The 21,490-nt window shown below is 63.9% G+C and carries 21 protein-coding genes; 8 read left to right on the top strand and 13 right to left on the bottom strand.

Going from position 1 to position 21,490, the window contains the following annotated elements; translation table 11 throughout:
- The coding region (locus tag GCT13_RS33800) for a helix-turn-helix domain-containing protein (RefSeq protein WP_193727825.1) at window positions 1–236 on the bottom strand (236 nt) is incomplete at its 3' end.
- A 271-nt stretch (window positions 237–507) separates the two neighbouring features.
- Between GCT13_RS33800 and GCT13_RS33795 the strand changes: the two genes are divergently transcribed.
- Window positions 508–744: a hypothetical protein gene (locus GCT13_RS33795; protein WP_152765868.1), complete on the top strand. Its 237-nt coding sequence runs from the start codon at window positions 508–510 to the stop codon at window positions 742–744.
- 63 nt (window positions 745–807) lie between these two features.
- Here GCT13_RS33795 and GCT13_RS33790 read toward each other — a convergent pair whose 3' ends face one another.
- Together GCT13_RS33790 and GCT13_RS33785 are read right to left on the bottom strand one after the other, a co-directional pair.
- Window positions 808–1,740, bottom strand: coding sequence for a dihydrodipicolinate synthase family protein (locus GCT13_RS33790; protein ID WP_152765866.1), 933 nt, complete (start codon window positions 1,738–1,740; stop codon window positions 808–810).
- Window positions 1,741–1,742: 2 nt separating this feature from the next.
- A complete protein-coding gene (locus GCT13_RS33785) occupies window positions 1,743–3,455 on the bottom strand; it encodes an IlvD/Edd family dehydratase (protein ID WP_152765864.1) in 1,713 nt (570 codons plus the stop codon).
- Window positions 3,456–3,924: 469 nt separating this feature from the next.
- On the opposite strand from GCT13_RS33785, the gene GCT13_RS33780 reads away from it, so the two are divergent.
- The 4 genes from GCT13_RS33780 to GCT13_RS33765 all read left to right on the top strand — a co-directional run bounded on the left by GCT13_RS33780 (window position 3,925) and on the right by GCT13_RS33765 (window position 8,073).
- Window positions 3,925–5,097: a quaternary amine ABC transporter ATP-binding protein gene (locus GCT13_RS33780; protein WP_152765862.1), complete on the top strand. Its 1,173-nt coding sequence runs from the start codon at window positions 3,925–3,927 to the stop codon at window positions 5,095–5,097.
- Window positions 5,090–5,995, top strand: a complete 906-nt coding sequence (gene choW, locus GCT13_RS33775; RefSeq protein WP_152765860.1) for a choline ABC transporter permease subunit — start codon at window positions 5,090–5,092, stop codon at window positions 5,993–5,995. Before GCT13_RS33780 ends, choW begins: the two co-directional genes overlap by 8 nt.
- A 134-nt stretch (window positions 5,996–6,129) precedes the next feature.
- The gene (locus GCT13_RS33770) at window positions 6,130–7,107 is read left to right on the top strand and encodes a GlxA family transcriptional regulator (RefSeq protein ID WP_321574800.1); all 978 of its coding nucleotides are present in this window, start codon (window positions 6,130–6,132) and stop codon (window positions 7,105–7,107) included.
- A 24-nt stretch (window positions 7,108–7,131) separates the two neighbouring features.
- Window positions 7,132–8,073 carry a choline ABC transporter substrate-binding protein gene (locus GCT13_RS33765; RefSeq protein WP_152765858.1) on the top strand — a complete coding sequence of 314 codons (942 nt, stop codon included), beginning with the start codon at window positions 7,132–7,134 and terminating at the stop codon, window positions 8,071–8,073.
- Window positions 8,074–8,138: 65 nt separating this feature from the next.
- On the opposite strand, the gene GCT13_RS33760 is transcribed toward GCT13_RS33765, so the two are convergent.
- The 6 genes from GCT13_RS33760 to GCT13_RS33735 form a co-directional block, all read right to left on the bottom strand.
- Window positions 8,139–9,281 (bottom strand): CmpA/NrtA family ABC transporter substrate-binding protein, encoded by a 1,143-nt coding sequence (locus GCT13_RS33760; protein ID WP_152765857.1) that lies wholly within the window; start codon window positions 9,279–9,281, stop codon window positions 8,139–8,141.
- Window positions 9,282–9,291: 10 nt separating this feature from the next.
- A complete protein-coding gene (locus tag GCT13_RS33755; protein WP_152765855.1) occupies window positions 9,292–9,867 on the bottom strand; it encodes an ANTAR domain-containing response regulator in 576 nt (191 codons plus the stop codon).
- A gap of 72 nt (window positions 9,868–9,939) precedes the next feature.
- A complete protein-coding gene (locus GCT13_RS33750) occupies window positions 9,940–12,633 on the bottom strand; it encodes a nitrate reductase (protein WP_152765853.1) in 2,694 nt (897 codons plus the stop codon).
- A gap of 27 nt (window positions 12,634–12,660) precedes the next feature.
- A complete protein-coding gene (nirD, locus tag GCT13_RS33745) occupies window positions 12,661–12,990 on the bottom strand; it encodes a nitrite reductase small subunit NirD (protein ID WP_227747141.1) in 330 nt (109 codons plus the stop codon).
- A 33-nt stretch (window positions 12,991–13,023) separates the two neighbouring features.
- A complete protein-coding gene (gene nirB, locus GCT13_RS33740) occupies window positions 13,024–15,456 on the bottom strand; it encodes a nitrite reductase large subunit NirB (RefSeq protein ID WP_152765851.1) in 2,433 nt (810 codons plus the stop codon).
- 414 nt (window positions 15,457–15,870) lie between these two features.
- Window positions 15,871–17,133, bottom strand: a complete 1,263-nt coding sequence (locus tag GCT13_RS33735) for a cyanate transporter (protein ID WP_321574798.1) — start codon at window positions 17,131–17,133, stop codon at window positions 15,871–15,873.
- 222 nt (window positions 17,134–17,355) lie between these two features.
- On the opposite strand from GCT13_RS33735, the gene GCT13_RS33730 reads away from it, so the two are divergent.
- Entirely contained in the window at window positions 17,356–18,063 is a 708-nt protein-coding gene (locus tag GCT13_RS33730) for a GntR family transcriptional regulator (RefSeq protein ID WP_152765847.1), read from the top strand.
- A gap of 165 nt (window positions 18,064–18,228) precedes the next feature.
- On the opposite strand, the gene infA is transcribed toward GCT13_RS33730, so the two are convergent.
- The 3 genes from infA to GCT13_RS33715 form a co-directional block, all read right to left on the bottom strand.
- Window positions 18,229–18,492, bottom strand: a complete 264-nt coding sequence (infA, locus tag GCT13_RS33725; RefSeq protein ID WP_152765845.1) for a translation initiation factor IF-1 — start codon at window positions 18,490–18,492, stop codon at window positions 18,229–18,231.
- A gap of 125 nt (window positions 18,493–18,617) precedes the next feature.
- The gene (locus tag GCT13_RS33720; RefSeq protein ID WP_152765843.1) at window positions 18,618–18,893 is read right to left on the bottom strand and encodes a hypothetical protein; all 276 of its coding nucleotides are present in this window, start codon (window positions 18,891–18,893) and stop codon (window positions 18,618–18,620) included.
- A gap of 540 nt (window positions 18,894–19,433) precedes the next feature.
- The gene (locus tag GCT13_RS33715) at window positions 19,434–19,652 is read right to left on the bottom strand and encodes a hypothetical protein (protein ID WP_152765841.1); all 219 of its coding nucleotides are present in this window, start codon (window positions 19,650–19,652) and stop codon (window positions 19,434–19,436) included.
- Between the two features lie 326 nt (window positions 19,653–19,978).
- On the opposite strand from GCT13_RS33715, the gene GCT13_RS33710 reads away from it, so the two are divergent.
- Window positions 19,979–20,389, top strand: a complete 411-nt coding sequence (locus GCT13_RS33710; RefSeq protein WP_152765839.1) for a hypothetical protein — start codon at window positions 19,979–19,981, stop codon at window positions 20,387–20,389.
- Here GCT13_RS33710 and GCT13_RS33705 read toward each other — a convergent pair.
- Window positions 20,384–20,995: a histidine phosphatase family protein gene (locus GCT13_RS33705; protein WP_152765838.1), complete on the bottom strand. Its 612-nt coding sequence runs from the start codon at window positions 20,993–20,995 to the stop codon at window positions 20,384–20,386. The genes GCT13_RS33710 and GCT13_RS33705 overlap by 6 nt on opposite strands.
- A gap of 235 nt (window positions 20,996–21,230) precedes the next feature.
- Between GCT13_RS33705 and GCT13_RS33700 the strand changes: the two genes are divergently transcribed.
- Window positions 21,231–21,458: a CbtB domain-containing protein gene (locus GCT13_RS33700; RefSeq protein WP_152765837.1), complete on the top strand. Its 228-nt coding sequence runs from the start codon at window positions 21,231–21,233 to the stop codon at window positions 21,456–21,458.
- The last annotated feature ends 32 nt before the right edge of the window (window positions 21,459–21,490 follow it).

Below are 21,490 nucleotides of genomic sequence, written 5' to 3'. Positions count from 1 at the left end.
TGATCTGCGCTCAGGCTGCGTCCGGTACCCGACGGACGACCGCGAGGCCCGACATCCACGGCACGCCAGCCGCCCGCCTCGTACGCCTTGCAGGCCGCAATCACCGTCGTGGGCGACATCTCGCAACGCAGCGCCACCTCTTTCAACGCTACGCCTTCGATGCGCATCTTCACCGCGCGGCGACGGCGTTCATTCAGTGCCGCCATCGGCAAGGTTCGGGAGTCGATTTTTTCCATAACACTTCCGACCATGTGTTGCGCTCAAAGTTTCAATATTTTATTGCCGGATCAATAAAAGGCGACACGTCGACGTTGAGCCTCACGGATGTCGTGCAGATCAACACGATGCTGCGTTAAAAGCTCAACTGTTCGTCAAGAACTGTCAAAAATGAAGGGGCGGCGAAAAAGTCGTCAACGCTTCGTCAGGCGAGACGTTTAGAGCGATGACCTATCGGGTCGGCGGCCCGTGAGCCGTTTAATCAACGCAAGGTTTTGAGGAATCAAGTCAATGAACAAGCACATCATCGCTGCCGCTCTGGCAGGTCTGTTCTCGGTCGCCGCATTCGCGCAGGCATCGGCTCCCGCCGTCACGGCATCGGCTCCCGCCGCCACGGAACAGGCACCGGCTGTTGCATCGGCGCCCGCCGCAAAGCATCACGCAAAGAAGCATCACGCCAAGAAGCACCACGCTCACAAGGCAGCGCCGAAGGCAGCCAGCGACGAAGCAGCATCGGCAGCGCAGTAACGAGCGCGCCGCGCTGAGACTGAAGGGGGAAGCGCGCAAGCGTCTTCCCCCTTTGCATTTGCGTCAGACGCGCGTCTGGCGCTGATTCACGAACGGACCGAGCCGGCTTGCGAAACGGCGTGCGCATTCGAGTCCGAACGCGGTTGGACGCATGCCGCGATCGTGTACGACGTCGAAACCCATGCGCCATGCTGCGATGCGTTTGCCGTAGCACGTCAATGCGTCGAGCGATTGCATCACGAATACGATCGACGGCAGGATGCCTTCATACAGCGCTTCTGCCTTCGCGTGATCGCCTTTGACAAAGGCATCGTAAATGGCGGCTTGCCAGTCGAATGTATCGGGCGCAACGATCAGTCCCGCGCATCCGGCGCGAAGGTTGTCGCTTAGCTCCTGTCCGCCGCGCCCATTGAAAACGGGTAGTCGGCTGCCTTGCTCCCGCAGGCGTTCTATCGTCGATTGAATGACCGTGGCTGGGCCTTCGCCTTTGAGCCACTGAAATTGCGGGCACTGCGCGGAAAGCGTGACGAGCGATTGCACCGACAAGCCCACGCCCAGATACTCAGGCGCATTCTGAATGCCCACGGGCACGTGCACGCGCTGCATGATGTCGGCAAAGAAATCGAAGTAGAACGATTCGGGCTTGTCGCGCATGGAAGGCGGCTGAAGGATCAGCGACGACGCGCCGTGTTTCACTGCGTAATCCGCGAGTGCGAGTTGCGCATCGACGGTATCGCCCGTGATCGTCACGGACAGAGAAACGCGATGGCTGATGTGCTCGCCGGCCCATTCGATAATCCGTTGCTTCTCTTCGAGCGACAGGCGGTTCACTTCAGTCGCAAGGCCGAGTATCACGATACCGCTTGCACCCGCATCGATCGTGCGATCGATCTGCGTGCGAATGGCGCGCTCATCGAGCGCGTTGTCGGCGTCGAAGTACGCGTAGAGCACGGGCCATATGCCGCGCGGCAAAAAGGAATCGAGGCGTGAGCTCATGATCAATGGGACTCGCGCGGCACGGGCGCACCGCTCGCGCCGACGAGGAAGTCGAGATCGGCGCCCTGGTCGGCCTGCAACACATGCTTGACGTAGAGCCGGTAGTAGCCGCGCGCCGGCAATTCGGGCGCCTTCCATGCGGCGCGGCGCCGTTCGAGTTCTTCGTCGGACACGTCGAGATGCAGGCGCCGCGCGTCGACATCGAGCTCGATCATGTCGCCTGTCTGCACCAGTGCGAGCGGCCCGCCTGCCGCCGATTCGGGCGACACGTGCAATACGACGGCGCCATAGGCCGTGCCGCTCATGCGTCCATCGGAAATGCGGACCATATCGGTGATGCCCTTTTGCAGGACCTTTTTCGGCAGCGGCATGTTGCCGACCTCCGCAAAGCCCGGATAGCCTTTCGGTCCCGCCCCTTTGAGCACCATCACGCAGTGCTCGTCGATATCGAGCGAGTCGTCGTCGATCTTTGCGTGTAGTTCTTCGACGTTCTCGAATACCACCGCGCGGCCTCGATGCTTCAGCAACGAAGCCGTCGCCGCCGACGGCTTGATGACGGCACCATTCGGCGCGAGATTGCCTTTGAGCACGGCGATGCCCGCATGCGGCTTGAACGGCTCCGCGAAGGTCGTGATCACTTTCTGGTCGTAGTTGGGCGCATCGCAGACGTTCTCCCAGATCGTCTTGCCGTTGACGGTCAATGCATCACGATGCAGAAGACCTTGCTCGCCCACCTGACGCAACACCGCAGGCAATCCGCCCGCGTAATAGAAATCTTCCATCAGGTACTCGCCCGACGGCTGCAGATTCACGAGGCACGGCACGCTCGATCCGAGTTCCCAGTCTTCGAGCTTGAGGTCGACGCCGATGCGCTTCGCGAGCGCAATCAGATGCACGACGGCATTCGTCGATCCGCCGATAGCCGCGTTCGCGCGGATCGCGTTCTCGAAGGCCTCGCGCGTGAGGATCTTATCCATCGTCACGTCGTCGCGCACCATCTCGACGATGCGCCTTCCCGCGAGATGCGCGAGCACCTGGCGGCGCGCATCGACGGCGGGAATCGCCGCGTTGTGCGGCAGGCCGATGCCGAGCGATTCGACCATCGACGCCATCGTCGATGCCGTGCCCATCGTCATGCAATGGCCGCGCGAGCGGTTCATGCACGACTCGGCATCGATGAATTCCTGCTGGCTCATCGTGCCCGCGCGCACTTCCTCTGACATCTGCCAGACGCCCGTGCCCGAGCCGAGCGTGCGTCCGCGAAAGCGGCCGTTGAGCATCGGCCCGCCCGACACTGCCAGCGCGGGCAGATTGCACGACGCTGCGCCCATCAACAGCGCTGGCGTGGTCTTGTCGCAACCGACGAGCAGAATCACGCCGTCGATTGGATTGCCGCGTATCGACTCCTCGACATCCATCGAAGCCAGGTTGCGGAACAGCATCGCCGTGGGTCGCAGATTCGATTCGCCTAGCGACATCACGGGAAATTCGAGCGGCAGGCCGCCTGCTTCGCGCACGCCGCGTTTCACGTACTCGGCGAGCTCGCGAAAGTGGGCGTTGCAGGGCGTCAGTTCGGACCACGTATTGCAGATGCCGATCACGGGGCGGCCATCGAATTCGTCGTGAGGAATGCCCTGGTTTTTCATCCACGAGCGGTGGATGAAGCCGTCCTTGTCGTTGCCGCCGAACCAGCTTTGCGAGCGAAGTTTGCGCATGATGTCTCCTGGGTCTACTTCGTTTTGTCTGTTTCTTCGTTGTCCTGTCGCTGCAAGATGAGCTTAGCCGATTCACCACGCGATGATGCACACATGGAGCATGGGCTCGTCGTCACCGGGCACAGCTTTGCATTGCAGCAGAGCGGGAGCAAGGATAAAACCCCATCGACATCGCTGCGGTCCTGTGGCAGGGCACGTCCGTACAAGCCGCGCGACGCATCGCCTGAACCGCCGAATGGACGCGGACCTTTCCACAAGCGACATGCGCATCCGCTCATCGCGCACTGCACCATCGTCACAAACCCTTGCTGGGCAAGCCTCGCGGCCATCCTCTAACGGCCGTTCGCTTTTGCCCGTGTCGTATTTCCGCAAGCGTCTGTCGCAATTAGTCGGCTAGGCGGGGTTTTTTCTGGCAACTATGTAGTCACACTGTGCGGGCAGGCGCCTGCACCACGAGGAGATGGACTCGATGAAATCCCCAAAGGTCGTGGTCGAAGGTTTATGTAAGGTTTTCGGGCCCAACCCGAAACTGGCTCAGGACATGCTCTCGCGAGGCGCGTCGAAAGACGAGGTGTTCGCCAAAACGGGGCATGTCGTGGGCGTTCACAATGCGTCCTTTGACGTGCAGGAAGGCGAGATTTTCGTGCTGATGGGCCTGTCCGGCTCCGGCAAGTCCACGCTGATCCGTCTCATCAACCGGCTTGTCGAACCGACGGCCGGCAAGGTCATCATCGATGGCCGCGACGTTGCGGCCATCAAGCGGTCCGAGCTGACGTCGCTGCGCCGCACCGACATGAGCATGGTGTTCCAGTCGTTCGCGCTGATGCCGCAACGCACGGTGCTGGCGAATGCCGCGTTCGGTCTGGAAGTGGCGGGCATGGGACGCAAGGAGCGCGAGAAGCGCGCGCTCGACGTGCTCGAGCAGGTGGGTCTCGCGACGTTCGCGGGCAAGCTGCCAGCGGAGCTGTCGGGCGGCATGCAGCAGCGCGTGGGTCTTGCCCGTGCGCTTGCCGTGAACCCGTCGTTGATGATCATGGACGAGGCGTTCTCCGCGCTCGATCCGTTGAAGCGCAAGGAAATGCAGAACGTGCTGCTGGAACTGCAAAAGAACCAGCGCCGCACGATCCTGTTCGTGTCGCACGATCTCGAAGAGGCGCTGCGCATCGGCAGCCGCATCGCGATCATGGAAGGCGGCCGCGTGGTGCAGATCGGCACGCCGCAGGACATCATCGCGAATCCCGCCGACGACTACGTGCGCGCCTTCTTCGAAGGCGTCGATACGAGCCGCTATCTGACGGCGGGCGATCTGATGCAGGCGAACGGCGTGCCCATCATGCGCGATCTGGACCAGACGAGCGTCGCCGAGTCGTTGAACGGCAGCGCCGAATACGCATTCGTGCTCGATGCCGAGCGGCGTATTCGCGGCTTCGTCACGCGCGATGCGATGAGCAGCGGGACAGCGTCGCTCAAGAAGATCGAGTGCATTTCGCGCGGCGCGCCGCTCGAACATGTCGTGTCGCGCGTGTGCGCGAGCACGACCGCGCTGCCCGTCGTCGACGACGAAGACCGCTATTGCGGTTCCGTCGATCAGGCAGCTGTTTTGAAAGTCATTACGCGCAATCGAGGTGGTGCCCATGTCTGAGATCATTCCACTCGGCCGTTGGGTCGACCAGTCCGTTCACTATCTGCTCGACCACGACGCGAGCACGTTCGATTCGATCGGCAAGGCGATCGAGAGCTTCGCCGCAATGATCGAACATGGCCTGCAGGCCATTCCGATGTGGGCATTGATGGCGTTCTTTATCGCGATCGGCTTGTGGCGCGTGGGCTGGCGCTTTGCGATATTCGCCACCGCTTCGCTATTGCTGATCTACGCGACAGGCTTCTGGGACCAGACGGTGATCACATTGGGCCTCACATTGTCGTCGACGCTCATCAGCCTCGTCTTCGGCATTCCGCTCGGCATCTGGGCCGCGAAGAACAAGCACGTGCAGATGATCGTGCGCCCGATTCTCGACCTGATGCAGACGATGCCCGCGTTCGTCTATCTGATTCCTGCTGCGATGCTGTTCGGCCTCGGCCGCGTGCCTGGCATTCTCTCCACTGTGATCTTCGCGATGCCGCCCGCCGTGCGTCTGACGAGCCTCGGCATCAAGCACGTGAACCGCGAAATCGTCGAAGCAGGGCAGGCGTTCGGCTGCACGCCGTGGCAACTGCTCTACAAGGTGCAGTTTCCCAATGCGTTGCCTTCGATCATGCAGGGCGTGAACCAGACGATCATGATGGCGCTGTCGATGGTGATCATCGCGTCGATGGTGGGCGCGGGCGGTCTCGGCAACGACGTGCTGGCGAGCATTCAGCGCCTCGATATCGGCCTCGGATTCGAAAGCGGTCTGTCCGTCGTGCTGCTCGCAATCATTCTGGACCGCATCACCGAGAGCTTCGGCCGCTCGCCCGGCACGGCCGCCGCGCCGCGCTTCGCCGGTCTGCGCAGCGTGATGCGCGTGCGCCGCGAACAGGCGGTGGTCGCGCAAAGCTAAATCTCCGTCGTATCGATACTGGCGCCAGGTCTCCGGCGCGCCTGCAATACAACCAATAAGTGATCGTCCCGCGAGAGCCCTGGCGCTCTCGCGGTGGCCGAACACATTCTTCTTTGTGCATCACGGAGCGCAACGTGACGTCTACCAGGGCCGAAGCGGCGTTGTCGAATCTTGCGCATGTGGGCTTTCTGACGTTGCCCAGTTTCTCGATGATCGCGTTCACGAGCGCGGTCGAAGTGCTGCGAATGGCGAATTATGTGTCGCGCGCGCAGCACTATCGCTGGTCTGTCCTTACGCATGACGGCGTGCCCGTGCGGGCGAGCAACGGCATGACCGTGAAGCCGACGCGCTCGCTCGAGGAAGCCGGCATGCCCGATGTGCTGATCGTTTGCGGCGGCACGCAGATCCGCAACGCCGTGGATGCGAACATCAGAACCCTGCTCGCGGATGTCGCCGCGCAAGGCGTGCCGTTGGGCGGCATCTGCACGGGCGCGTATGCGCTGATGGCGGCGGGGCTGCTCGACGGATATAGCTGCGCGGTGCATTGGGAAGATATGTCCGTGCTGCACAAGGAATATCCGCACGTGCGCTTCGCCGACGAGCTGTTCGTGATCGATCGCGACCGCTTGACCTGCACGGGCGGCACCGCGCCGCTCGACCTGATGTTGGATCTCGTCAGCAGCCGCTTTGGACAGAACCTCGCGGCGCAGGTGTCGGAGCAGTTCATTCTCGAACGCATTCGCAGTGCAAGCGATCCGCAGCCGATACCCGTCGATGCGCGCGTCGGCTTTTCGCGCGCCGAGCTGATCGAAGTCGTGCGGCTGATGGAAGCGAATATCGAAGAGCCTCTGTCGCTCGAAGAACTCGCGCGGCTCGTGCAGCTATCGCAGCGTCATTTGCAGCGCATGTTCAAGGTCTATCTGAACGTGTCGCCGACCCACTACTACCTGTCGCTGCGTTTGCGGCGTGCGCGCGATCTGCTGCGCACGACGGACGCATCGATTGCGCGCGTGACGGCCGTGTGCGGCTTTCACTCGCCGTGTCATTTCAGCAAAGCCTATCGCGCGCAGTTCGGCCATGCGCCGAGCGTCGAGCGGCGTCAGGCGAGCTAGCAAGATTATTCCGAGGAGAATGCAATGAAACGCAAGCTGATGATGGCGGCTGCCCTGCTGGGCACGGCCGCCGCGACCGCGCACGCCGCCGATCCCGCCGTGTGCCGCAACGTCCGTTTCGCCGACGTCGGCTGGACTGACATCGCCGCGACGACGGGTCTCGCGTCGACGATCTTCCAGGGGCTCGGCTACAACCCGACGAAAACGATTGCATCGGTGCCGATCACGTTCGCGGGCATCAAGAGCAAGCAGATCGACGTATTCCTCGGCTACTGGGCGCCGACGATGGACCCGATCATCCAGCCGTTCGTGAAGGCCGGCTCGATCAAGGTACTCGCGACACCGAATCTGACGGGCGCGAAATACACGCTCGCGGTGCCGGACTATGTGTACAACGGCGGCCTGAAGAACTTCAGCGACATCCAGAAGTATGCGGACAAGCTCGACGGTAAAGTCTACGGCATCGAGCCGGGCAACGACGGCAATGCGCTGATCAAGAAGATGATCGACGGCAACCAGTTCGGGCTCGGCAAGTTCAAGCTGGTCGAGTCGAGCGAGGCGGGCATGCTGGTCGAAGTGAACCGCGCGATTCGCGAGAAGAAGTGGATCGTGTTCCTGGGCTGGGAACCGCACCCGATGAACGTGCAGATGAAGATCGATTACCTGGCCGGCGGCGACGACGTGTTCGGGCCGAACTATGGCGAGGCGAAAGTCTTCACGGCCACGCCGCCCGATTATGCGCAGCGTTGCCCGAATGCGGCGAAGCTCGTGTCGAACCTGCAATTCACGACGTCGATCGAGAATCACGTGATGGTCCCGATCATGAACAAGGAAGATGCGAACAAGGCCGCGCTCGCGTGGCTGAAGACGAATCCGCAAGCGTTGGATAAATGGCTCGCGGGCGTGCAGACGATCGACGGGAAGGATGGATTGCCGGCCGTGAAGTCTTATATCGCGGCGCATTGAGTTTCAGCGCTGTTGTTGCGCTCCGGCGTGCTGCGATTCACGCCGGAGCGCGGTCGAAACATGCTTCACGCCCTGATCGCGAATCCCTTCACATACGCCTCATCGGCAATGCCGTTCCATTCGCGTCCATCGATCAATAGCGAAGAGGGCGATTGCGCTGGGACATTGACGCCGACATTTGCGGCTGCCTGGCGATACAGCTCCGTTTGATTGACCTCGCTCGCAATCCGCGCAAAATCCCCACGCCAGTCCGTCATTCGCCAGCGCGCGAATTGTGCAAAGAACCACGCGCCCTCTGACGGATGCGGATAATTCACCGTACCGTCTTCGAAGAACTGCACGGGACGGCGCTTCGCATCCGAACCCGCCTTGAGCAAACGCGCCGTGATCGAACCAGCAGGCACACCGACGAACTCATCGGCAGCGAGCCAGCGCGCGATCTCCACGCGATGCTCGTCATCGTCGAGCCAGCGGCACGCTTCGAGCATCGTTTGCACGAGCGCTCGCGCAGTGTTCGGATAGCGCGTGACGAAATCGCGCCGGCTCGCGAGCACTTTCTCCGGATGATCGGGCCACACTTCGCTCGTCGCCGCGATCGTTCTGCCGACGCCCCGTTCCTGCGCAACGGCATTCCACGGCTCGCCGACGCACAGCCCGTCGAGCCGGTCCTGCGCGAGCGCATCGACCATCTGCGGCGGCGGAATGACCACGCTATCGATATCGCGCAACGGATGCACGCCTTGCGCCGCGAGCCAGTAATACAGCCACATCGCGTGCGTGCCCGTCGGGAAGGTCTGCGCGAAAACGGGCTTGCGGCCGAGCGTCGCGAGCGCGGCGGGCAGCGTCTCGTGTTCGTCGAGCGCGGCAGCGAGGCGGTTCGATACCGTGATCCCCTGGCCGTTGCGGTTGAGCACCATCAGCACGGCCATATCGGTTTGCGGTCCGCCGAGGCCGAGCTGCACGCCGTAGACGAGTCCGTAAAGCGCATGCGCGGCATCGAGATCGCCGGACAGCAGCTTGTCGCGGATCGCGGCCCATGACGGCTGCTTCAGCAGTTCGATCGTGAGTCCGTGCGCGTGGCCGAATTCGAGGAGCTTCGCGGCGACGAGCGGCGCGGCATCGCTGAGCGCGACGAAGCCCAGGCGCAAGTGAGTTTTCTCGAGCTTGCCCGTTTCGTCGGAGGAGAGGATGTGTGCGGAGGTGTTCATGGGCAGCGCTTCAATCTGGCGAGCCGGCTGCGGCGACGATCTGGCGCGCGACCTCGACGAGCTTCACGCCCTGATTCATCGCGCGCTTGCGCATCGTCGCATAGGCGGCATGTTCGGTCATCTTCTGCGAGTCCATCAGCAGGCGTTTTGCGCGGTCGATCAGCTTGCGCTCAGCGAGTTCGTTCTCGGCCTGCGCGAGCCGTTCGCGCAATTGCGACTCCTGCGCAAAGCGCGCGAGCGCGACTTCGAGGATCGGCGCAAGACGCTGCGTCGCGAGTCCTTCGACGAGATACGCGGTGACGCCCGCGCGGACGGCATCGCGGATCAGCTGCTGGTTCGCGTCGTTGCTGAACATCAGCACGGGGCGCGGCGCCGTCTCGTTCATTACGGCAAGCTGTTCGAGCGTATCGCGCGAAGGCGATTCGGTGTCGATGATGATGACGTCCGGCCGTTCGCTTTCGACGGTCTTGTGCAGCGCTTGCGGCGAGGCCGTGGCGGCGAGCATGTCATAGCCGAGCCGCGCGAGCGCGTCGCGCAACTCGCCGATCGGCTTGTCGGTATCGGTTACGAGCAAAACGCGCAGCATGGATGGCACGGCATCGAGTGGTGTGATTCAAGCGGATTCATTGCGTCGGATGCAGGGTTCTGCCCTGCGCTTTCAACTGGCGACAGCAGCAGTCTCGCACATTCGCTTCAGTTCCGGCACACACGACCCGCACACCGTGCCGCAACCGAGCGCCGCTTTCAGCTCGGGCACCGTCGCGCCGTGCGCGATCGCTTCGTTGATGCGCGATTCCTTTACCTGCTTGCAACTGCACACGACGCGATCGCGCGGCGCCGCATGCTGGCGCTGCGCGGAGAACGCGGCGAAGCGCGGGCCGAGCCACGGCTGCGCGGCGCGCAGTTGCTCCATCAGCGTGTCGCCGTTCGCGACATCGCCTGCGAGCACGAAGCCGTCGATCACGTTGTCGCGCCAGATCACGCGCTTGTCCGTTTGGCGCCGCGCATCGCGGTACTCGAGCGTGTCATCGCCCTTGGGCAGATCGAGCGCCGCGTAGACGCGTTCGAGCCAGCCTTGCGGCGCTTCGGCGTGAGCGGCGCGCAGCACGATCAGATCGCCTTCCTCGAACGACACCGATGCATACGCGCACTCCGCGAGCAGCGGCTGCACGGCCGCGTGCATCGCCAGCGTGTCGCCGCGGCGCGCGGCGAGCACGCGCCAGGCCAGTTCGGCGCGTTCGATGCGCACGGCCGCGTGCTTCAGTTCAGGCTGTTTCGAATGCGGATCGACGGCGCCGTGGGTCGTTTCGTTGATGCCGCCGCTGGCGAGGAACTGGCCGTTCCAGTGCATCGGCGCGTAGACAGTGCCCGACGGCACGTCGCCGGAAAGCTGCAACGGCAGCACGAGCGCGCCGCGGCGGCTCGCGATGCGCACGAGGTCGCCTTCGTTCAGGCCGCGCCGCGTGGCGTCCGCGCGTTGCATCGTGAGGGCCGGTTCCGGCGCATGCGAGAACAGCTTGCCGACACGCCCCGTGCGGCTCATGCCGTGCCATTGGTCGCGCAGCCGGCCCGTGGTCAGGCGGAACGGATAGCGCGCGTTGACGGCATCGGCGACGCCCAGATAAGGCGTCGCATGAAAGCGCGCCTTGCCGTTGTCGGTGGCGAACACGCCGTCCGTGTAGCGGCGCGCTTCGCCTTCTTTTGCATCGGCGCTATAGGGCCATTGCTGCGGACCCGCTTCGTGGAGCAGCGCGTAGCTGATGCCCGTGATGTCGAGATCGCGACCCTGCGTCAGCGTGCGATGCTCATCGAAGATCGCTTGCGTCGATGCATAGCCGAACAGCGTCGAGCCTGCATCCGCGATGCGCTTTTCGAGGCGCTGCGCGATTTCGTTGGCGATCCACCAGTCGGGCTTCGCGTCGCCGGCGGGCTCGATGGCGGCGCGCACGCGCGAAATGCGGCGCTCCGAATTCGTGACCGTGCCGGACTTCTCGCCCCACGTCGCGGCGGGCAGCACGACGTCTGCAAACGGAACGGTGTCCGTCTGCATGAACGCTTCCTGCACGACGACGAATTCCGCTTTCCTCAATGCCTCGCGCACCTTCGCGATATCGGGCATCGAATGAGCGGGGTTCGTGCACGCGATCCACACAGCCTTGATCTTGCCGCTGCGCATCGCCTCGAACATCTCGACGGCGGGCAGACCAGGACGATCGGACAGGCGTGCGGCGTCGGCGAGGCCCCAGAGCTTCGCCACTTCCTCGCGATGCGCGGCGTTGCCGAAGTCGCGATGCGCAGCCAGCATCGTCGCCATGCCGCCGACTTCGCGTCCGCCCATCGCATTCGGCTGACCTGTCAGCGAAAACGGGCCCGCGCCGCGTTTGCCGATCTGGCGTGTCGCGAGATGCAGATTGATCAGCGCGAGATTCTTCTCGGTGCCGTGGCTCGACTGGTTCAGGCCCATGCAGTAAAGCGACAGCGCGGCATCGCTCGCGCCGAACCACTCGGCCGCCAGCATCAGATCGTGTTCCGCGATGCCGCACAACTCGGCCGCCGCGCGCGGCGTGAACTCGCGCACGAGACGCTTCAATGCATCGAAGCCTTCCGTGTGGCGCTCGATGTAGTCGCGATCGATCAGCCCTTCCCAGATCAGGTGATGCAGCATGCCGTTGAAGAGCGCGACGTCGGTGCCCGGCTGGATCTGCAGATGCAGGTCCGCCATCGACGCCGTATCGGTGCGGCGCGGATCGACGACGATCCAGCGTATCGCAGGGTTTTTCGCCTTCGCGTCTTCGAGCCGGCGGAACAGCACGGGATGCGCCCACGCCATGTTGCTGCCCGCGAACAGCACGGTCTGCGCATGTTCGAGATCGTCGTAACAGGTGGGCGGCCCGTCAGCGCCGAGCGCCATCTTGTACGCGGCGACGGCGCTCGACATGCACAGCCGCGAATTCGTATCGATGTTGTTCGTGCCGATCAAGCCCTTCGCGAGCTTGTTGAACACGTAATAGTCTTCCGTCAGCAACTGGCCCGATACGTAGAACGCGACGGCGTCCGGACCATGCCGCTCGATTACGTCGGCAAAGCGCGTGGCGACGTGATCGAGCGCGTCGTTCCACTCGACGGGGCGGCGTTCTTCCGCGCGATGGATGCGCATTTCAGGACGCAGCGCGCGGCCAGTCAGGCTCTGCGCCGTCGACGCGAGCGCGAGCCCCTTGCTGCACAGCCTGCCGAAATTCGCGGGGTGCTCGGGGTCGCCCTGAACGTCCGTGATGCGCCCGTTCTCCGCTTCGATCAGCACGCCACAGCCGACGCCGCAATAGCAGCAGGTGGATCGGGTAACGGTTTTCATCGTGACTCCATGTTGCCGCGACGACACTCAGGCAAGGTCCAGCCACACTGCGCCGTCGCTGTCGACACGCACGGGAAAATGACGCGCGCAGCCTTCGTCGGGAGCTTTCGCGGTGCCGCTCGCGAGATCGATATTCCACGCGTGCAGCGGGCACGTGACCGTCTCGCCGTGCACGATGCCTTGCGACAGCGCGCCGCCCTTGTGCGGGCAATGATCGAGCAGCGCGAAGACGTTGTCGGTGGCCGTGCGGAAGATCGCGACGTTGCCGCCGTCGCGTTCGAGCACGCGGCTGCCCAGGCGCGGAATATCGGCGACGTCGCACACGCGCGTCCAGGAGTGAGTGACCTGCATGTCCATGGGTGTGTCCTTTGCGTTGTGCTGTGCCGCGTATCAGGCGACGACCTTGAGCGGAATGTATTCGTGCTTCTGCTTGCCGCCGATGCGCGCTTCCCACGGATCGGGCAAGCCTTCGAGCGAATAGAGCAGGCGCTCGTACAGTGCCTTGCGATTCGCCGCGTCATCGACCACTTTCTGCTTCACGTAGTCGAGCCCGACGCGCGCGATGTAATGCACGGTACGGTCGAGGTAATACGCTTCCTCGCGATACAGCTGCAGGAACGCGCCCGTGTATTCCTTTACTTCGTCGGCCGTCTTCACTTTCGCGAGAAACTGTGCGACTTCCGTCTTGATGCCGCCGTTGCCGCCCACGTACAGTTCCCAGCCGCTGTCGACGGCGATCACGCCCACGTCCTTGATGCCCGCTTCAGCGCAGTTGCGCGGACAGCCGGATACGGCGAGCTTCACCTTGTGCGGCGACCACATGTTCGCGAGCATCGTTTCCAGATCGATGCCCATCTGCGTGCTGTTCTGCGTGCCGAAGCGGCAGAACTCGCTGCCCACGCACGTCTTCACGGTGCGGATCGACTTGCCGTACGCATGGCCTGACTTCATGCCGAGGTCCTTCCACACGTTCGGCAGGTCTTCCTTCTTCACGCCGAGCAGGTCGATGCGCTGGCCGCCTGTCACCTTGACCATCGGCACGTTGTACTTGTCCGCGACATCGGCGATGCGGCGCAATTCGGCCGGGTTCGTCACGCCGCCCTTCATCTGCGGAATGACGGAGAACGTGTTGTCCTTCTGGATGTTCGCGTGCACGCGTTCGTTGACGAAGCGGCTTTGCGGATCGTCGATGGCTTCGCGCGGCCAGGTCGACAGCAGGTAGTAGTTGATCGCCGGGCGGCACGTCGCGCAGCCGTTCGGCGTGCGCCATTCGAGGAAGTCGTACACGTCGCGATGCGTGAGCAGATGCTGGTCGCGGATCGCCTTGCGCACTTCGCCGTGATTGCGGTCCGTGCACGCGCAAACTGCCTTTGTTTTAGGGGGTTCCTGAAAGTCAGAGCCGACGGTGCTCATCAGGATCTGCTCGACGAGACCCGTGCACGAGCCGCATGAACTCGCGGCCTTCGTGTGCTTCTTCACGTCGTCGACGGTGAAGAGGCCTTTTTCCGTGATCGCCTTGACGATGGTGCCCTTGCATACGCCGTTGCAGCCGCACACTTCGTCGCTGTCGGCCATCGCGGCGGCGCGGCTCTGGCCTTGCACGCCCGCGTCGCCGACACTCGATTCGCCGAACATGATGTGATCGCGCAGCTCGCCGAGCTTGCGGCCTTCGCGCAGCAGCTTGAAGTACCACGCGCCGTCGGCGGTATCGCCATAGAGGCACGCGCCCACCAATTGATCGTCTTTGATCACGAGCTTCTTGTAGACGCCGCCCGACGGGTCCGACAGCACGATTTCCTCCGTGCCGTCGGTGCCCATGAAGTCGCCGGCCGAGAAAAGATCGATGCCCGTCACCTTGAGCTTGGTCGACATCACCGAGCCCTTGTAGCTGCCGATGCCCATCAGCGCGAGGTGATTCGCGCACACTTTCGCCTGCTCGAAGAGCGGCGCGACGAGACCGTACGCGATGCCGCGATGGCTCACGCATTCGCCGACGGCATAGATGCGCGGATCGTACGTTTGCAGCGCATCGCTCACGACGACGCCGCGATTGCAATAGAGGCCCGCCGCTTCCGCGAGCGCGGTGTTCGGACGAATGCCCGCTGCCATCACGACGAGATCGGTCGCGAGCGTATCGCCGTTCTTGAAGCGCACGCCCGTCACTTCGCCCGCATCGTTGCCGAGGATCTCCGTCGTCGCCGTGCTCAACAGAAAGTTCAGGCCGCGCGCTTCGAGCGAGCGTTGCAGCAGCTTGCCCGCTGTCGCGTCGAGCTGGCGTTCGAGCAGCGTGTCGGCGAGATGCACGACGGTCACTTCCATGCCGCGCAGCTTCAGGCCGTTCGCCGCCTCGAGCCCGAGCAGCCCGCCGCCGATCACGACTGCGCGCTTTTTCACGGCGGCCGTATCGATCATCGCTTGCGTGTCGTAGATGTCGCGATACGTGATCACGCCTTTGAGCGTGTTGCCGGGGATGGGCAGGATGAAGGGCGTCGAGCCTGTCGCGATCAGCAGGCGATCATAGTGCGCCTCTGTGCCGTCGCTTGCGACGACCTTGCGGCGCACGCGGTCGATGCGATCGACCGTCTTGCCCATGTGCAGCGCGATGTCGTTCTCTTCGTACCATTCGAGCGGATTGAGAACGATGTCGTTGAAGGTCTGCTCGCCCGCGAGCACAGGCGACAGAAGAATGCGGTTGTAGTTCGGATGCGGCTCGGCGCCGAAGACAGTGATGTCGTAATGGTCGGGCGCGATCGTCAGCAACTCTTCGAGCGTGCGGATGCCGGCCATGCCATTGCCGATGACGACGAGTCGGGGTTTGCTCATGATCGATGTTCTGTCGTGGGTCGCGCCGGGATGCGTTGCCCGATGCGACGAACGTCGAACGTCATTGCCCGACCGATTATGGCGCTCTACGGCTCTCATTCCGTCGCGCGATGGAGCGCGCGGGAGGGTGCCGCGTTGCCAGATTCCTGCGTGGCCGCGCTTTCCAGTCGCCGCCACTCGTGCCGCCTTGCGCCCTTGCAAGCAGCGCTCATCTATTCGCAACTTGCATGCCATCGGACAGCAATCGCTGCGAGCCTTGCCGGACAAGGGTTCGTGGCGTGATCGGCGAGTTCTTCTATTGCACCGCAGCAGTGCGCGACGCGGCGCGCTGCACTTATTTAGCGCGATAAGGCGCGCTGACGGCGCGCGCATCGCGTTGCGTGGGCGTTGTGTTTTTGCGCGCGAAGCGGAGCGCTATCGCGGCCCGAGCCAGCGCCCGTAGCTGCGCGGCGAGAACGCGAAGGTCAACGCGATCATCGCGGCGATGCACGCCGCGAGCATGATCCACGCGGCGGCGAAGCTGCCCGTCAGATCGCGCAGACGCCCCGCGATCACGGGCGAAATCGCCGCGACGATAAAGCCGATGCCCTGCACGAACGCGACGAGCCGCCCGGCGATGCGGTGGTCGTCGGCGTGATCGAGGGCGGTCACGAGCGTCAGCGAGAAGGTTCCGCCGAGCCCCGCGCCAGCGATCGCGATCCACGCGAGCGGCGCATCGTCGGGAAACGCGAGCAAGCCGACGATGCCGAGCAGTTGCGCGGACAGACCCGCGACGAGCCACGGCCGGCGGTCGCGGAACGACGAGGCGGCGAGCGGCAGCAGCAACGCGGACGCGGCCTGGAAGACGGTCATCGCCGCGAGCAGCGAGCCGCTGTGCGCGACGCTCGCGCCGCGCTGCTGGTAGTACGCGGGCAGCCACGCGACGAGCGTCGTATAGCCGCCGTTGACGAGGCCGAAGTGCAGCCCGAGTGACCACGCGCGGCGCTTGCGCCACATCGCGATGGATGGCGCGTGCGGCAGCGGGTCCGCTGCCCGCACAGCGCGAGCGCCGCCCGACGACGACGCCGAGCGATGCAGCGCGAGCCAGCATGCGCACGCGAGCGCGGCGGGCGCGGCCCAGGCGGCGAGGCCCGCGTGCCACGAATCGAAGGCTCGCGCAATGTAAGGGCTCAGGCTCGCGCCGAGTCCGCCGCCGCCCATGATCGATGCGGAAAACAGGCCCATCGCGAGCGGCACGCGCGCATGAAAGCGCTGCTTCATCACGCCGGGCAGCAGCGCTTGAATGGCCGCGACGCCGATGCCGGCGAACAGCGCTGTCGTCAGCAAGGCCGTGCCGCTCGATGCGGAAACGCGCGCGCCGCACGCGAGCGCAATGGCCAGCAGCCCCAGCGCGACGCCGCGCATTTCGCCGACGACGCGCGTGAGCATGCCTGCGCCGAGCGCACCGATCCCCATCGCGACCATAGGCAGGCTCGTCAGAAGCGATGCGCCGGAAAAGCTCAGGCCCGTGGCGGCGCGAATCGTCGCCATCAACGGACTGACCGACGTCAGCAGCGGGCGCAGATTGAGGCCGATCGCGACGATCGCGGCAAGCCAGATGCCGTCGTTCCACGATAGGCCGGTGGCTGCCTCGGGAGGAGAGATCTGCGTGGTGTCGATGCCGGGAGTCTGGTTCACTGGAGCGCCTTGCAAGAAAAACGGAATATTGGTCAACCATAATAACAAAAATGGTTAACCATTTTTCCGTGAACCGATATGGCCGGTATTTGCGCCGGCATCGTCCGATGCCAGATGCAGCCGCGTGCGCCGGTGGCTACAATACGGCCGCTTCATACGCTTTTTTTCTGCCGCTGTCTGCGCGGTTCGTTGCCTGGCTACGTCCGTTCATCTCACATCACCATGGCCTCACGCCCAAAAACTCCGCCACCCGCCGCCGACGACGACAACGTCGAGGAACGCATCTACGCGTCGATCACGAAGGCGCTGCTCGAAGGGCGGCTGCGTCCGGGCGCGCAACTCGTCGAGCGTGATCTCGCCGCTGCGTTCGGCTGCACGCGTGGCGCGCTGCGCAAGGTGCTCGCGCGGCTCGGGTTCGAAGGCAAGCTGGTGCTCGAAGCGAATCGCGGCGCGTTCGTGCCGTCGCCGTCGGAGGACGACGTGCGGCAGGTCTACCGCGCGCGGCAGATCGTCGAGGCGGGCATCGTCACGGCGCTATGCGGTGCGTTGTCGGCGCAGGACAGGCGACTGCTGAAGGCGCATGTCGCGAGTGAGAAGAAGGTCTTGAAGCAAGGGCGCGTGGACGAGCAGGTGCGCCTTGCCGGGCAGTTTCATGTGCTGCTTACGCAGATCGCGGGCGGCGCGGAGTTGCAGGGCTTCGTCGCGCAGCTCGTTGCGAAGACGGAGTTGTACAAGGCGCTCTTCGATCCGTCGAAGGGCACGACCTGTTCCGCCGATGAGCACGCGCAGCTCGTCGAAGCGCTCGACAGCGGCGATCTGCCCGCGGCGCTCGAGGCGATGCGCGTGCATCTCGCGGAACTGGAAGAGCGCGTCGTGACGCGCATGCAGACGAGCGCGAGCGACGATGTGAGCGCTGTCTTTCGTACGTGAAGTTGGCGGGATGGATTGCGCGCGATGCGTCGCTTGTATTAGCAGCGCATTGCTGGCGCATCGCCGATGCACCATGCGCATGCATCGTGCGCCAAGAGGTTGTCAGCGTCCGGCCGTGTCAGGCGCGGGCGCGCGTGGTAAGGGTGGAAACGGTGAGTGAGGACGTCAGCGGCGGCGCATGGGCGCGCTACGCGGTGCGCTGCTGCGCTCGTCCTTGTGACGGAAGTTGATGCGCCCTTTGGTCAGGTCGTAGACCGACAGCTCGAGCGTCACGCGGTCGCCCGCGAGGATACGGATGTGATTCTTGCGCATGCGGCCCGACGCATACGCGCCCACGACGACGCCGTTATCCAGCGTCACGCGATAGCGGCTGTCGGGTAGTACTTCGTCGACAATGCCGTCCAGTTCAATGAGGTTTTCTTTCGCCATGCAAACTCCTGGTCGATGAGGGAAGGGCGCCGCGCGGCGCGCAGCGTGTCTTGCGCGGCAGCCCGTACGCTGTCGCGGTGATGCGTGTGAAGCAGGCGGAACGCGCCTTGGGCGGCGCGCGGGCGTCAGAGGTCGGAAACGGATTGCCCGTCGACCCGACCGTCGATCACCTGCGCCGCATGTTCCATGCAGGCCATGCGCGCCTTGCCCGCGCCTTCGAACGGCCGGAACTGCGCGAGACGGAACACGCGGCCTTCGTCGGCGGCACTCGCGCCGACGCGACAGATGCGCACCGACGCGTCGTAGCCGCCGTCGATCGAATTGCGATCGGTCACGCCGCTCGCCGTGCGGCGCGGATAGACGAGCGGATGAATTTCATAGCCCTTATAGGTCTTGACCATATGCGTACTCCTGTCGTGCGGGCTGCCGGCGCGCGCAATGAACGAGCGATGCGCGGCGAGCGGGGCAGCCGGCGGCGCGGCAATATGAGCGCGCCGCAATGGAAAAATGTTGGCGTGAGCCGTAAGCGCTGGCTCGAACGCAGCCGCGATACACGCGGAACCATGGAGAACACTACGTTGATGCCGCGATGGCACCCGACGCATGACGAATGTCACCCTGTTTGGTATCGGCGCGTAGCGCGTTGCCGGAGTGACGGGGACCGCCGACGCCTGCCGCCTGTTTTTGTTGCGGTGGCTGAACGGCTGTGATGTAACGCGATTGGTTCAACGATTCGTGCAACCTGGCGCAACGCGATGAAGACGTTGAACAACAGCATTGAAGCGCTGCGATCAGGAAGGTGTCAGCCGATGCCGGCAGAAAACTGCAATGCACATATTATGCCCTAAAAGCAGGCCTCTGTGTAGCGCAGGCTTCGTTATATCGGTATCTGCCGGGCGAAACGGATCGAGAGGCGGTCACGGCGCACGCGATGGATGGGCTCATTCGGCGCTTTGCGTCGTGCGCTTTTGCAGCTCGCGCGTCGCGGCGAGGGGAATGCGCGCGTCATCCCATTTCGCGAGCCATTCCACTTCCCTGGACGTGAAGATCTGGCCGTGATTGCGCAGCGCGTATTGCAGCGAGTCGATGATGTGATTGCGGATGATCTCGGGCGTGCGTGCATCGTCGAGCACGGTACGAAACGCTTCGAGCGTAGCCATCGGTTGCCTCTTGTCGGTGAGCGCTTGTGAAAGACGTGCCCGTTATCGCACGTCAAAAAGCGCGGTGCCACGCGGTCAAAATTCGCGCGCGTACGCATGACGCGCGATTCACGCACACGCGACGATACAGGCACACGCGACGATACAGGCACACGCGACGATACAGGCACGAGATGTTGGGTACGACCTTGCAAAGGCATGACGCCCGATCGCCGATCAGATTCCCGGAACGAAGTCCAGCACTTCAAGCTCGAAACCTGCGATCGCAAGACTCATGCTCAAGCCAGCCAGATAAACCTGAAGCCCCAGGCGACACGAGGCACTTCATGACATTCAGAACGATGGCGCCCCTCGCGCTATGGACGGTCGCTCAACTGTCAGTCGCCGCGACGGGCGATGCGTCCTGCGGCGTGCTGTCGGGCGCACAGGGCGGCGCGGCCGCGTCGGGCGCATCGAGCGTCGCGGCGGCGAGCGGCTTTGCGTTGCGCGACGGCGAGCCCGTCGATTTCATCGCAGGCGGCAAGACGGTGCGCGGCACGCTGCATGTGACGTCGGATGGCGGCGTCTATCGCGCGTACTGGCAGCCGCAAGGCCGCCCCGAGCGCTACGTGCTCGCGAATGCGGGTACGGATGCCGTGCGCCTGATCGCAATGCCGGTGCAAGGCACACCCGCCACGAACGGCATGCCCGGCACGACCGTCAACGCGCAGCAGGTGTTGTCGTGCCCGGCCTTATGAGCCTGATGAACGTGATGAGTCTTGTGAGCGCGGCGCTTCGGGATGCGCGGGCCACCACGTCCAGCCGCGCTCGCCGCGCTGCAATTCGATGATCGAAAGCGGCGCGATCTCGATCCGCGCAAACGCATCGGATGGCGCGCGCAGCACATGCAGCAGCGCCGCGCGGATCACGGGCGCGTGCGTGATCGCGAGTGTGGTGCCTTCGCAATCGAACGCGTCGAGCCAGTAGCCCACACGCAGCATCAGCGCGTCGAACGATTCACCGCCATGCAGTGCCGCCGACGGCACGCGCGTCCATGCCGCGAGCGCTTCGGGCTCTTCGTCTGCAAGCTCGCTCAGGCGCTTGCCGCGCCAGCGGCCATAGTCGATATCGGCCAGATCCGGCGCGATCGCGGCGTCGAGTCCGAGTGCCCGAGCGGTGTCGAGCGCACACGCAGCGGGGCTGCTCAGCGTGGTATCGACGGCGTTCAGCAGAGTGCCGTTCGACGCGCGAAATCGCGCCGCTTCGGTGATTGCGCGCGCGTCGAGCGGTTCGTCGGCGGGGAATGCGCCTTTGGGCTGTGCGGCCGTCGCCGGGTGGCTAATCAACAACAGGCGTGTGCGCATGACGGACTCTTATCCAGGGAACGGGGAAGAAAGTAGCAAGCGTGCGCGAGTTTAGCGCGTAGAATAGACGCCACTCGAAGCGCGGAAGCCGGTGCAAGCCCGGCGCGGTCGCGCCACTGTAATCGGTAGTGAATGCGTACGCAGTCATGCAGTACACAAGCCGGAAGCCAGACCCAAGCTTCGACTTCATCCTCAATCGACTATCGGGGCGCGCAACCCCAAGGAGATGTCCGTCATGAACGACGCCGTTCTCGACCACGCCGGTCAATCTGTCCAGCCCGCTCAACCCACGCCGATCCCGTTGCGCGAACTGCTGCCGTGGGTGATCTTCGGCGGCCTGCTGTTGCTGCTCGCGCTGTATTTCATCGGCGCCGAACAGGGCGCGACTTCGCTGATCCCCGGCATGTACGTGCATGAGTTCGTGCACGACGGCCGCCATCTGCTCGGCTTTCCTTGCCACTGATCGGCCACTGATCGCGTAGGGGAGTCATCACC

The sequence above is a fragment of the Paraburkholderia franconis genome (genome assembly GCF_009362735.1).
GTDB lineage: Bacteria > Pseudomonadota > Gammaproteobacteria > Burkholderiales > Burkholderiaceae > Paraburkholderia > Paraburkholderia franconis.
The sequence above is the reverse complement of the archived record's forward strand: the minus strand, read 5'-3'. Positions and strand labels throughout refer to the sequence as shown.